Here is a 12,054-nt window from a genome sequence, read left to right as displayed (position 1 = left end):
CGCCGGGGGTGATGAGGGCGCCGGTGGTGCCGGGGGGTGCGCCTATCGCCGGGTTGCCGGTGGCTTGGGCGCGCCCGCCGCCGGTTGGCGGGCGGCTTGGGTGTGCCTGTTGGCGGGCGGCTTGCGTGTGCCCGTTGGTCGGCTGGCCGGTGGTTTGGGGTGCGCCTGGTGGCGGGCCGGCGGCCGATTGGGTGTGCCTGGTGGTGGGCCGGGGGTGCTTGGGGGGTGTCCTGTCAGCGGGGTAGGGCCCGGGGCTGTCGGGGTGTTCAGTCCTTTGTTTGGTTGCGGGGAGTGAACAGGTCTGTCGTCGGCTTCGGGGTGGGGGCCTGGGCGGGCTCGAACGGGGCGCGGTACTCCGGCTCCGACGACTCCGCCTCGGCCTCGGCCGCCTGGGCCCTCTGGGCGCGGCGGACCCGTGCCACGCGCAGGGTCAGCAGGAGCAGTGCGGCGAGGGCGGCCACGGCGATGTAGAGCCAGGCCGCCCACGACACCGAGAGCGGATCCCGGTAGAGCGCGGGCGCGTAGGGGAGGCCGGCGGAGAAGTTGTCCAGCGTGATGTCGGACAGGTCGGCGGGGCCGCGTTCGGCGGGTGGGGTGCGCAGGGTGGAGCCGATCATGATCGACGAGCCGGCGATCTGACCCGCGGCCATGGCGCCGCCCGCGTACAGCGCGGCCACGGGGATCAGGAGGATGCTGCGGGGTCGTACCGCGCCCATCGCCAGGGCGACGATCAGGGCGACCACGAGAGACGAGGCCAGCGACAGCGGATGGCCGTTGCCGAAGGCGATCACGGCGGCGGGCAGGCGGGTCTGGAACAGGACGGCCGCCCCCAGCAGTGCCGCGCTGACCAGCGCGGATAGCACGCCTACAATGAGTCCGGGCAGCAGGCCGGACCGCTTGTGTGACATCTCAGCCCCCAGAGAATGCACGAATTTACATCGATGAGTCGGGCACTTTACTCGAACCTCGCAAAACGTGCCTCCGGAACGCTGATTCACACGCGGGGACCTGCAGTGGTCTAAACCAATTTAGGTCCGATAAGGTTCGTGGTTGAGGTTTCAGCCCGCCATCTGGTTTCGAGGAGATCGGTTCCCGTGAGCATCCGCGTAGGCGTCAACGGCTTCGGCCGCATCGGTCGCAACTTCTGGCGCGCTGTCGCCGCCAGCGGCAAGGACATCGAGATCGTCGCGGTCAACGACCTGACCGACACCGCGACGCTCGCGCACCTGCTGAAGTACGACAGCATCCTCGGCCGCCTGCCTTACGAGGTGAAGGCCACGAGTGACGAGATCACGGTCGACGGCAAGGCGATCAAGGTCTTCGCGGAGCGCGACCCGGGCAAGCTGCCCTGGGGCGACCTCGGCGTGGACGTGGTCGTGGAGTCGACGGGTCTGTTCACCGACGCCACGAAGGCCAAGGTGCACGCCGACAACGGCGCGAAGAAGGTCATCATCTCCGCTCCGGCGAAGAACGAGGACGTCACGATCGTGATGGGCGTCAACGAGAAGAGCTACGACCCGTCGAGCCACACGGTCATCTCCAACGCCTCCTGCACGACCAACTGCCTGGCGCCGATGGCCAAGGTCCTTCACGACACCTTCACCATCGAGAAGGGTCTGATGACCACCATCCACGCGTACACGCAGGACCAGAACCTTCAGGACGGCCCGCACAAGGACCTGCGCCGCGCCCGCGCCGCCGCGCTCAACGTGGTGCCCACCTCCACCGGCGCCGCCAAGGCCATCGGCCTGGTGCTGCCCGAGCTCAAGGGCAAGCTCGACGGCTTCGCCATGCGCGTGCCGATCCCCACCGGCTCGGCCACCGACCTCACCGTCGACGTCAGCCGCGAGGTCACCGTCGAGGAGGTCAACGCCGCGGTCAAGGCCGCCGCCGAGGGGCCGCTCAAGGGCATCCTCAGCTACACCGAGGACGAGATCGTCTCCTCCGACATCGTCACCGACCCGGCCTCGTGCATCTTCGACGCCGGCCTGACCAAGGTCATCGGCAACCAGGTCAAGGTCGTCGGCTGGTACGACAACGAGTGGGGCTACTCCAACCGCCTCGCCGACCTGATCGAGCTGGTCGGCCGCGACCTCTGACCCACCAAGCCGGTGGGGAACGCCGTTGCCTTGCGCGTATGGGTGAGGCAACGGCCCAGAGTGATCAAGCCGCCGCCGTGGAGTGGACCCATGTGTTCGCGAGGGAGCGCCGTCGCCTGGACTGAGGAGCGCCGGGAGCGAAGCGACCGGAGCGACGAGGGAAGGCGACGGCTCGAAGCGACCGAGCCTGCCTCCGCGGAGCGGAGGCCATAGACAGGGAGCATGAGCATGCGCACGCTCGACGATCTCGACGTGAAGGGCCGGCGCGTGCTTGTGCGCGCCGACCTCAACGTCCCCCTCGACGGGGAGACGATCACCGACGACGGCCGCATCCGGGCGTCGGTGCCGACGATCAAGACGCTGGTGGAACGTGGCGCCAAGGTCGTCGTCTGTGCCCATCTGGGCAGGCCCAAGGGCAAGGCCGACCCGAAATACTCGCTCAGGCCGGTGGCCGGGCGGCTGGGTGAGCTGCTGGGCCAGGAGGTGGCGTTCGCGACCGACGTGGTCGGCGACAGCGCCCGTGGCACGGTTGAGACGCTCCAGGACGGCGAGGTGGCGCTGCTGGAGAACCTGCGCTACGAGCCGGGCGAGGAGTCCAAGGACGACGCCGAGCGGGCGGCGTTCGCCGAGAAGCTGGCGGGGCTGGCCGAGCTCTACGTGGGCGACGGGTTCGGCGCGGTGCACCGCAAGCACGCCAGCGTCTACGACGTGCCCGGGCTGCTGCCGCACGCGGCGGGCGGGCTGGTCGTGGCCGAGGTCGAGGTGCTGAAGAAGCTGACCGAGAGCCCCGAGCGGCCCTACGTGGTGGTGCTGGGCGGCGCCAAGGTCTCCGACAAGCTCGGCGTCATCGCCAACCTGCTGACCAAGGTCGACCGGCTGCTGATCGGCGGCGGCATGGCGTACACGTTCCTCAAGGCCCAGGGCTACGAGGTCGGCAAGTCGCTGCTCCAGGAGGACCAGCTCGACCAGGTGCGCGGCTTCCTCAACACGGCCGCCGAGCGCGGCGTCGACCTCGTGCTGCCGGTCGACGTGCTGGCGGCGGTCACGTTCGGGGCGGACGCCGAGCACGACGTGGTCGCGGCCACCGAGATCCCGGCCGACCGGGAGGGGCTCGACATCGGGCCCAGGACGCGCGAGCTGTTCGCCTCGAAGCTGGCCGACGCCAGGACCGTCTTCTGGAACGGCCCCATGGGCGTGTTCGAGTTCGACGCGTTCTCCGGCGGCACCAGGGCGGTGGCCGAGGCGCTGATCACCTCAGAAGCGTTCACCGTGGTGGGCGGCGGCGACTCGGCGGCGGCCGTACGCAAGCTGGAGCTCCCCGAGGACGGTTTCTCGCACATCTCCACCGGTGGCGGGGCCAGCCTCGAATACCTTGAGGGCAAGGCCCTCCCCGGACTCGCGGCCCTGGAGGACTGAGCTACCCATGAGCACGCGCAAGCCGCTCATCGCCGGCAACTGGAAGATGAACCTCAACCACCTCGAGGCCATCGCGCTGGTCCAGAAGCTGGCCTTCGCACTCAACGACAAGGACTTCGACAAGGCCGAGGTCGCCGTCCTGCCGCCGTTCACCGACCTGCGCAGCGTGCAGACGCTGGTCGACGGCGACAAGCTCAGGATCGTGTACGGCGCCCAGGACCTGTCACAGCACGACGGCGGCGCCTACACGGGTGAGATCTCGGGCGCCATGCTGGCCAAGCTCGGCTGCACCTATGTGGTGATCGGCCACTCCGAGCGGCGGCAGTATCACCACGAGGACGACGACCTGGTCAACGCCAAGGTGCAGGCCGCCTACCGGCACTCGATCACCCCGATCCTGTGCGTCGGGGAGGGCCTGTCGGTCCGTCAAGAGGGCGGCCACATCGCGCACAGTCTTGGACAACTCGACGGCGCGCTGCGCAAAATCAGCGCCGAGCAGGCAAAATCGATAGTGGTGGCCTACGAGCCGGTGTGGGCGATCGGCACCGGCGAGGTGGCCACCCCGGAGGACGCCCAGGAGGTCTGCGGGGCGCTGCGAGTCAGACTCGCCGAGCTCTACGACTCAGAAGTGGCCTCCGGGGTCCGTATCCTTTACGGTGGCTCGGTCAAGTCGGGCAATATCGCGGGGATCATGGCTCAACCCGATGTCGACGGCGCGCTCGTGGGCGGTGCCAGCATCGACGCCGGAGAGTTCGCGAAGATCTGCCGTTTCTCCGATATGCCAGGCTAACTGAGTCGTTCTGGGGGTGCGACTTGACAACAGGCCGTACCCTCAGAAGGCAAGTCTGAATCGTCACGCGTAACAAAGCATCGAAGGAACAGGCATACCGTGGAAATCGGAATCTCCATCGCCCTCATCCTGGCGAGCGGTCTCATGATCCTGCTCGTGCTGCTCCACAAGGGCAAGGGTGGCGGCCTGTCTGACATGTTCGGCGGCGGTTTCTCGTCGAACTTCGGTGGTTCCTCGGTGGTGGAGCGCAACCTCGACCGGTTGACGATCATCACCGGCACGATCTGGTTCGTCTGCATCATCGCTCTCGGCCTTCTCATGAAGCCCTGAGCAACAAGTTAACGCGTGACAGTGATTCTCCCCCCGTGCCTGCGCGCGGGGCGATCGAGCGAGGAGTTCATCCGTGGGTAGTGGCAACGCGATCCGTGGCAGCCGAGTCGGCGCCGGCCCTATGGGGGAGGCCGAGCGCGGCGAGGCAGCTCCGAGAGTGCGGGTCTCGTTCTGGTGCGCCAACATGCACGAGACGCGCCCCAGTTTCGCCAGTGACGCGGCGGTTCCCGAGAATTGGGACTGCCCCCGTTGCGGCCTCCCTGCCGGACAGGACGAGTCGGCCCCGCCTGCCCCACCGAAGAACGAGCCGTACAAGACGCATCTTGCCTACGTGAAGGAGCGCAGGAGCGACAAGGACGGCAAGGCGATCCTCGAGGAGGCACTGGAGCGCCTGAGGAACAACAAGTCCCCCTGGTAGTGGCTGGGTTCGGCGAAAGGGTCTCGGTTCTCCGAGGCCCTTTCGCCGTTTCCGCGGCCGATCGGCGGCCTTCGTGGACTCAGTTTCCGTGGACGGGCTCGCCATCCACGAACGTCAGCCGCGCCCGCGTCGTCCAGATCTCGCCCGGCGCGAGCTCGAACGGGTCGCGGTCCAGCACCACCAGGTCGGCCGGGCGGCCCGGCTCGACGGCGCCGGCCGGAGAGCGGTTGATCCAGGCCGAGCCCGCCGTGTAGGCGGTCATGGCGGCGGCCAGGTCGATGCGCTGGCCCGGCAGGAACGGGGTCTGCGCGGTCGGGTAGCCGGCGTGCACCGAGCCGCCGGGCTCCGTGCGGTTGACCGCGACGTGCATGCCCTGCAGCGGGTCGGCGTTGGAGACCGGCCAGTCGCTGCCCGCGCAGAAGCGGGTGCCGTGCGCCAGCAGGTCCGCGAACGGGTACTGCCACGACGAGCGCGGCTCCCCGAGGTAGGGCAGCGTCAGCTCGTCCATCTGGGCGTGGTGCGTGGCCCACAGCGGCTGCAGGTTCGCCGTGACGCCGAGGGCGGCGAAGCGCGGCACGTCCGACGGCTCGATGATCTGCAGGTGGGCGATGTGGTGGCGGTTGGCGGGGTCGGTGCCCTCGAAGCTGTCCAGGGCCTCGCGCACGGCCCGCTCGCCGATGGCGTGGAAGTGTACCTGGAAGCCGAGCCGGTCCAGCTCGGCGACGTACTGCTTGAGCTTGTCCGGGTCCACGTACGACAGGCCCGTGCCGCCGCACAGGCAGTACGGCTCCAGGGTGGCGGCCGTGAAGTTCTCCGTGATGCCGTCCTGCATGATCTTGACCGAGGTGGCCCTGAACCGGTCGAGCCCCTCGGCGGCGGCACGGCGTTCGACCAGCTCCTCGATCTGCTCCAGGCCGCGCGTCCTGTCCCACCACAGAGCGCCCACCACGCGCGCCCTGAGCCTGCCTGAGCGGGCCGCGGACAGGTAGGTGGGCAGTTGGTCCTGTGAGCCCGCATAGGAGCCCACGATGGCGTCCTGCCAGCCGGTGATGCCCAGCGAGAACAGGTGCCGCTGTGCGTCCTCCAGCGCGTCCTCCAGGTCCTGGGCGGTCGGGCGCGGGGTGAGCAGGCCGACGAGGTCCATGGCGCCCTCGTGCAGCACGCCGGTGGGCTCGCCCGCGGCGTCGCGCTCTATGCGGCCGTCGGCGGGGTCCGGCGTGTCCCTGGTGATGCCGGCCAGCCGGAGGGCCCGCGTGTTGACCCAGGCGGCGTGGTGGTCGCGCTGGATGAGGTACGCGGGGCGGTCGAGGAAGTCGAGCTGGTCGCGGTGGGGGAGGCCGCCGGGGAACGCCGACATGTCCCAGCCGCCGCCATCAATCCACTCTTTAGACGGATTTTTCGCGGCATAGTCGGCTATCACGGCTATGTACGCGTCAAGGCCGAAATCTTCTGACAAGTCGCACTTTGATCGTTCGAGGCCCGCCTGGACCGGGTGCATGTGCGCGTCCGTGAAGCCGGGCACCAGCAGGCCGCCCTCCAGATCCACCGTCTCGTGGGACGGAGCCTGGCGGGCCAGCTCGCCCTCCGGCCCCACCGAGGCGATCACGCCGTCGCTCACCAGCACGGCCTCGTCCCGCACGCCGCCCGGCGTGAAGACGCGGCCTCCTCGGAAGAGGATGTTCATGGGGTTCCCTTCTGTGGTGGATCCGGCTCGCGCGCTCCGAGCCCGCCGTACATCTTCCCGCCCGGCCCGGTGACCTGCGACAAGCGGGGGAGGTCTTCGGCTCGCGGCCGTGACGGGGCCGGCCTGCTCCAACCGCACGGCCTTCGGCCGCGGGTCCGTACGGGGCTCGCCTGCTTCGACCTCGCGGCCTTCGGCCACCTGCTTGCCGGTGATCGCCGACAACGAGGCCGTGATGGCCGCACCGGCGAGGCGCTGGAGGTCGTGATGGCCGTCCCCGGTGAGGTGAGGGAGGCCGTGATGGCCGTACCGGCGAGGTGATGCCGGATCTTCGGGCGGTGATGGCCGCGAACGCGGTGAAGTGGCCGGCGTCGGGCCATGCCGTGGTGCGGCTTCCGTCCACCTGGCGGGGCTCAAGTCCCGCGGCCGTGACGGGTGGTCGCGCTGCGGCGGGCATGTGGGGTGATGGAGTGATATATGGGGATAAATCACACCATCTCGCGATGAATTACGCGATGAAACACATCGTTAGCGGTCGTGTAACAGCTGCCAGGCATGCTCAAGCCATGGGATTCTTGCGCATCCGCACCACGGTGGACGAGCGACCCGGCCGGCTGGCCTCACTCGCCGCGGCCCTGGCGGCCAGGGGCGGCAACATCCTCGGCCTGAGCGTGCAGTCCGACGCGGACGGCACCGTCGACGAGTTCGTCGCCGACATCCCCGCCAACCCCGAGACGGTGCGCGAGGCGCTGGAGGCGGCCGGTGGCCGCCGCGTCCAGGTGGTCCCCGCCACCGCCCACGAGCTGACCGACGAGCCCACCAGGGCGCTGCTGCTGGCCTCCAGGCTGCGTTCCATGCCGTGGCGGCTGCCCGAGCTCCTGGCCGAGCTGCTGCGCGCGGACGACGCCAGGTGGATCTATGGTGAAGCGGTGAGTGATCTTCCCGACCCGACCCAGCTCGTCGTCCCCGTGGCCCCCAGGCGGGCGGTGCGGCTGCGCCGCGCGGAGCTGCCGTTCACGCTGACCGAGGCGGCCAGGGCGGCCTCGTTCGCCAGGCTCGCCCAGCCCGCGGAGACGAGCGCCGCCGAGCGCGCGATCAAGCTCTCCGACGGCGTGGAGGTCACGGTCCGGCCGCTCACCTCGATCTACCGCGAGGCCGTGCGCGACCTGCACGACAGGTGCTCGCCCGAGTCGCGCAGGTTCCGCTACTTCACCTCGATGCCCGCGCTGCCGGCGCGCACGTTCGATCGGCTGTGCGACAGGAGCAGGGGATTTTCGCTGGTCGGCGGGCACGATGGGCAGGTCGTGGCGATGGCCAACCTCATGTTCACCCCCGACCCGGGCATCGCGGAGATGGCCTTCCTGGTCGAGGACCGCTGGCAGGGGCGCGGTCTGGGCACGGCGATGGCCAGGATGCTCGTCAGGAGCGCCCGCGACCTCGGGTACGCCGAGGTCAAGGCCACGCTGCTGTCCGACAACGCCAGGATGCGCAGGCTGCTGATCTCCTTGGGCGCCACGCTCGGCTACACCGAGGACCCCGGGGTGATGGAGGGCAGGCTGCCGGTCGGCACGATGGTCTCAGCCTAGGCCCTCTTCGCGCGGCGGCTCGTCCGGCCGCTGGTCGGCCTGCGGCTGGATGCCCAGGTGGCGTTCGATGCGCTCCAGGCTCTCCTCGATGCGGGTGAGCCGCTCGCCCAGCACGGAGCCGCCGGCGAAGAACATCTCGGTGGGTCGCTCCTTGGACCCGCGGCCCACGCGGTCGAGCAGGCGCTGCCGCACGTCCGCCAGGTCCGCGCCCGCGTCCACGAGCGCCTGGGCCGCCAGCCCCTCTCCCTCCCTGATCAGCCCGAGCAGGATGTGCTCGGTGCCGATGTAGTTGTGGCGCAGCTGCAGGGCCTCGCGCAGCGACAGCTCCAGGACCTTCTTGGCGCGCGGCGTGAAGGGGATGTGCCCGCTGGGCGACTTGGCGCCGTGGCCCACCTCGCGCTCGACGAAGGCGCGTACGTGCTCGAGCTCCACGCCGCAGCCGTCGAGCACCAGTGAGGCCAGCCCCTCGCCCTCGTGGATCAGGCCGAGCAGGATGTGCTCCGTGCCGATGTAGTTGTGGCTCATCGTCCGCGCCTCCTCCTGGGCGAGGACGACGACCCGTCGGGCACGGTCGGTGAAGCGTTCGAACACGGGGGCCTCCGTTCGACTGCCACTGCCTCCACTATGCGCTACAAACCAGCGGATGTGGGGTATTTGTCCTGTGTGGATCTTGACGAGGTGGCCGGCCGGCTCTACGCGCTGCCGCCGTCCGAGTTCACCGCCGCGCGCGAGGCCGAGGCCCGCGCGGCCAAGGACGCGGGTGAGGCGGGGCTCGCCCGCGAGATAGCGAAGCTCCGCAAGCCCACGGTGTCCGCCTGGGCCGTGAACCGCGTCTCCCGCGAGCACCCCGACGAGCTGGCCGAGCTGCTCGACGTGGGGGAGCGGCTGCGCGCGGCCTGGCAGGAGCAGGACGCCGACGCGCTGGCCGAGCTGACGCGGCGCCGCTCCGCCGTCATGGGCAAGGTGGGCAGGCTCGTCCGGCAGGAGGGCGGCCTGTCGGCCGCGGCGGCGGCCGAGGTGGACCAGACGCTGGAGTCCGCCATCGTGGACGCCGACGCGGCCGGGCAGGTGCGCCGGGGCCGCCTGGCCAAGCCGCTCAGCTACAGCGGCTTCGCCCCTGCCCCCGTCCGGCGCGAGCGGCCCCCCAAGCGGCCGCCCTCCGAGGAGGAGGCGAGGAAGCGCGAGGAGGCCGAGGCCAGGAAGGCCAGGGAACGCGAGGAGACCGAGGCCGCGCACCGGGAGTGGCAGGCGGCGCTGGAGTCCGCCGTGCGGGAGCGCGACGAGCGCGCCGAGCGGGTGGCGGCGCTGGAGCGGAAGCTGGGCAAGGCCCGCAAGAGGCTGACCGAGAGCGAGCAGCGGCTGGAAGTCGCCCGGCGCGAGGAGCGGCACGCGCGGCAGAGATTGGGCTAGGGTGGTGTACGAAACGGTTTCGTACACCTACGAGCCATAGTGCGCCCAGACCCTAGGAGCGGCGATGACCGGCTGGACCCCTGACGAGATCCCCGACCTGACCGGCAAGACGGCCATCGTGACCGGCGCCAACAGCGGCATCGGCCGGCCCACCGCGCTGGAGCTGGCCAGGCACGGCGCCCGCGTCATCGTCGCCGCGCGCTCGCCCGAGAAGGGCGAGGCGACCGTGGCGGACATCCTGCGGGCGGTGCCCGGCGGCCAGGTCGAGTACGGCCGGCTCGACCTCGCGGACCTGGCCTCGGTCAGGCGGTTCGCCGAGGGCGTCGACCGGCTCGACCTGCTGGTCAACAACGCGGCCATCGGCATGATCTCCCGCCAGGAGACCAAGGACGGCTTCGAGATGCAGTTCGGCACCAACCACCTGGGCCACTTCGCCCTCACGGGCCTGCTGCTGCCGCTCCTGCTGGCCGCCCCCGCCGCCCGCGTGGTGAACGTCTCCAGCGACGCCCACGCCATGGGCAGGATCGACTTCGGCAACCTCGGCCTGGAGCACGGATACAGCCGCTTCGGCGCGTACGGACGCTCCAAGCTCGCCAACCTGCTCTTCACCCTGGAGCTCCAGCGGCGCGCTGAAAGGGCCGGTACGGGCCTCATCAGCGTCGCCACCCACCCGGGCACCACCGCCACGAACATCGTCAAGCTAGGGCCGCTACAGCCCCTTATGGGCGTGTTCTTCAAGTCGGCGGCGGCCGGGGCGGTGCCCTCGCTCTACGCCGCGACCTCGCCCGACGTCCACGGCGGCGAGTTCATCGGCCCCAAGCTCAAGCGCCTCACGCCCTCGGAGAGGGCGCGCTCGGAAGCGGACGCCAGGCGGCTCTGGGACGTGTCCACGGAGATGACGGGCGTACGATTCGATGAGATCGCCTACAGCTGAAGGACGTGTGCGTGGCTCCACTAGACCCTGATCGTGACAGGGCCATTCTCGACGCCACGATGGAGCTGTTGTCGGAGGTCGGCTACGACCGGATGTCGGTCGACCAGATCGCCAAACGGGCCAGGGCCAGCAAGGCCACCATCTACCGGCGCTGGGCGGGCAAGCCCGAGCTGGTGGTCGACGTCATCTGCCGGCGCTTCGACATGGACGCGCCCGCGGGGGAGGACACCGGGTCGCTCCGCGGCGACCTGGTCTCGATCTTCCGCGGGCTGTGCCAGACGGTGGAGCGCAAGCACACGCTCGTCATCGGCCTGTCCTCGACGCTGGTGTCCAACCAGGAGCTGGCGCGCACGCTGCGCGCGCACATGCCCACGAAGGACCTCGACGACGTGCAGGCCCTGCTGGAGCGGGCCGTCGAGCGCGGGGAGCTGTCGGGGCCCGTCGACGCCGGGCGGCTCTTCACGATCGCCGAGGCGCTGGTCTGGCATCGGATGATCTTCGCGGGGCCGCCGTTCGGGCCGGAGTTCGTGGCCGAGTCGGTCGACGGGGTGCTGATGCCGCTGGTGACCGCCTGGTCAAAGGGCTGACCGGGTGGCGTGCGCCAGGTAGGCGCACACCGGGAAACCCTCCCGCTCGTACGGGGCGGCCAGCCGGGTGTAGCAGGCCCTGATCCGCTCGACGGTCTCCGGCGGCTGCCTGGCGATCATCGCGAAGCGCGGGCCGCCCGCCTGCACGACGTCGTCCCACCAGGTGGCCAGGTCGACCCGGTGGCGCCAGCGCACCGCATCGACGGCCGCCGCCTCGAACCCCGCCGCCTCCAGCAGCTCGGTGAAGCGTCGCGGCGTGTCGTTGCCGGTGAACGGCCGGGCCGGCGGCTCGTAGGGGACCCCGGCGGCGGCGATGGCGTCGGCGAAGACGTTGGTGGCGGTCATCTCGTCGGCTTTCCACCAGGTCAGGGCGATGGTGCCGCCGGGGCGCAGCACGCGGTGGAGCTCCTTGAGCGTCCTGGCCGTGTCGGGCACATGATTGATGACGAAATTTCCGGCTATGGCGTCAAATTCCCCGTCGTCGAAGGGGAGGTCGGGGAGGACGGCCTGGCGGATCGTCGCGTACGGATGGCGGCGCGCGGTCAGCTCGAGCATGCCGGGATCGGCGTCCACGGCCGTGACCTCGGCGCCTAACGCGAGCGCCGCCGAGGTGACCACACCGGTGCCGCAGCCGACGTCGAGCAGGCGCGGCGCGCGCGCCCGGTCGAGCAGGGGGCCGACGGTGTGGGAGCTCAGCTGGGCGAAGCCGCGATCGTACGCTTCGGCGTTGGTCACGCCCTCACCCTATCCCAGCCGCCGAACCTAACATTCTTGTGTGAAATTTCCCTATGAAGGCTATTTTT

12 protein-coding genes and 1 pseudogene are annotated in these 12,054 nt (G+C 70.1%); 9 read left to right on the top strand and 4 right to left on the bottom strand.

The features are described 5' to 3' along the window. Positions 1-266 precede the first annotated feature (266 nt). A complete protein-coding gene (locus H4W80_RS15440; protein WP_192785734.1) occupies positions 267-908 on the bottom strand; it encodes a hypothetical protein in 642 nt (213 codons plus the stop codon). Positions 909-1,094: 186 nt separating this feature from the next. On the opposite strand from H4W80_RS15440, the gene gap reads away from it, so the two are divergent. The 5 genes from gap (at position 1,095) to H4W80_RS15415 (ending at position 5,053) form a co-directional block, all read left to right on the top strand. Next, positions 1,095-2,099, top strand: a complete 1,005-nt coding sequence (gene gap / locus H4W80_RS15435) for a type I glyceraldehyde-3-phosphate dehydrogenase (protein WP_192785733.1) — start codon at positions 1,095-1,097, stop codon at positions 2,097-2,099. Between the two features lie 228 nt (positions 2,100-2,327). Then, the gene (locus H4W80_RS15430) at positions 2,328-3,515 is read left to right on the top strand and encodes a phosphoglycerate kinase (RefSeq protein ID WP_318786879.1); all 1,188 of its coding nucleotides are present in this window, start codon (positions 2,328-2,330) and stop codon (positions 3,513-3,515) included. A 7-nt stretch (positions 3,516-3,522) separates the two neighbouring features. Then, positions 3,523-4,305: a triose-phosphate isomerase gene (gene tpiA / locus H4W80_RS15425; RefSeq protein WP_192785731.1), complete on the top strand. Its 783-nt coding sequence runs from the start codon at positions 3,523-3,525 to the stop codon at positions 4,303-4,305. 99 nt (positions 4,306-4,404) lie between these two features. After that, a complete protein-coding gene (gene secG / locus H4W80_RS15420) occupies positions 4,405-4,635 on the top strand; it encodes a preprotein translocase subunit SecG (RefSeq protein WP_185076999.1) in 231 nt (76 codons plus the stop codon). A 73-nt stretch (positions 4,636-4,708) separates the two neighbouring features. Continuing rightward, on the top strand, positions 4,709-5,053 hold the full coding sequence (locus H4W80_RS15415; protein ID WP_192785730.1) for an RNA polymerase-binding protein RbpA: 345 nt from the start codon (positions 4,709-4,711) through the stop codon (positions 5,051-5,053). Positions 5,054-5,132: 79 nt separating this feature from the next. Here the strand turns inward: H4W80_RS15415 and H4W80_RS15410 are convergent, their stop codons facing one another. Then, the gene (locus H4W80_RS15410) at positions 5,133-6,737 is read right to left on the bottom strand and encodes an amidohydrolase (RefSeq protein WP_192785729.1); all 1,605 of its coding nucleotides are present in this window, start codon (positions 6,735-6,737) and stop codon (positions 5,133-5,135) included. 563 nt (positions 6,738-7,300) lie between these two features. On the opposite strand from H4W80_RS15410, the gene H4W80_RS15405 reads away from it, so the two are divergent. Beyond that, a complete protein-coding gene (locus H4W80_RS15405; protein ID WP_192785728.1) occupies positions 7,301-8,320 on the top strand; it encodes a GNAT family N-acetyltransferase in 1,020 nt (339 codons plus the stop codon). Between the two features lie 117 nt (positions 8,321-8,437). Here H4W80_RS15405 and H4W80_RS15400 read toward each other — a convergent pair. Next, a pseudogene (locus H4W80_RS15400) lies at positions 8,438-8,911 on the bottom strand (Clp protease N-terminal domain-containing protein); the annotation flags it as partial. A 72-nt stretch (positions 8,912-8,983) separates the two neighbouring features. On the opposite strand from H4W80_RS15400, the gene H4W80_RS15395 reads away from it, so the two are divergent. The 3 genes from H4W80_RS15395 (at position 8,984) to H4W80_RS15385 (ending at position 11,251) form a co-directional block, all read left to right on the top strand. Then, entirely contained in the window at positions 8,984-9,730 is a 747-nt protein-coding gene (locus H4W80_RS15395) for a hypothetical protein (RefSeq protein WP_192785726.1), read from the top strand. A 64-nt stretch (positions 9,731-9,794) separates the two neighbouring features. Next, positions 9,795-10,664: an oxidoreductase gene (locus H4W80_RS15390; RefSeq protein WP_192785725.1), complete on the top strand. Its 870-nt coding sequence runs from the start codon at positions 9,795-9,797 to the stop codon at positions 10,662-10,664. A gap of 11 nt (positions 10,665-10,675) precedes the next feature. Continuing rightward, positions 10,676-11,251 carry a TetR/AcrR family transcriptional regulator gene (locus tag H4W80_RS15385; protein ID WP_192785724.1) on the top strand — a complete coding sequence of 192 codons (576 nt, stop codon included), beginning with the start codon at positions 10,676-10,678 and terminating at the stop codon, positions 11,249-11,251. Here the strand turns inward: H4W80_RS15385 and H4W80_RS15380 are convergent. After that, positions 11,240-11,986, bottom strand: coding sequence for a class I SAM-dependent methyltransferase (locus H4W80_RS15380; RefSeq protein WP_192785723.1), 747 nt, complete (start codon positions 11,984-11,986; stop codon positions 11,240-11,242). The genes H4W80_RS15385 and H4W80_RS15380 overlap by 12 nt on opposite strands. Positions 11,987-12,054 lie beyond the last annotated feature (68 nt).

The organism is Nonomuraea angiospora (assembly GCF_014873145.1).
Lineage (GTDB): Bacteria > Actinomycetota > Actinomycetes > Streptosporangiales > Streptosporangiaceae > Nonomuraea > Nonomuraea angiospora.
Note: the sequence above shows the minus strand (reverse complement) of the source record. Positions and strands in the feature narration are given on the sequence as shown.

Coding starts and splice junctions, on each gene's coding strand:
- H4W80_RS15405 (WP_192785728.1), top strand. CDS start 7,301: ATGGGATTCTTGCGCATCCGCACCACGGTGGACGAGCGACCCGGCCGG.
- H4W80_RS15430 (WP_318786879.1), top strand. CDS start 2,328: ATGCGCACGCTCGACGATCTCGACGTGAAGGGCCGGCGCGTGCTTGTG.
- H4W80_RS15410 (WP_192785729.1), bottom strand. CDS start 6,737: ATGAACATCCTCTTCCGAGGAGGCCGCGTCTTCACGCCGGGCGGCGTG.
- tpiA (WP_192785731.1), top strand. CDS start 3,523: ATGAGCACGCGCAAGCCGCTCATCGCCGGCAACTGGAAGATGAACCTC.
- H4W80_RS15390 (WP_192785725.1), top strand. CDS start 9,795: ATGACCGGCTGGACCCCTGACGAGATCCCCGACCTGACCGGCAAGACG.
- H4W80_RS15440 (WP_192785734.1), bottom strand. CDS start 908: ATGTCACACAAGCGGTCCGGCCTGCTGCCCGGACTCATTGTAGGCGTG.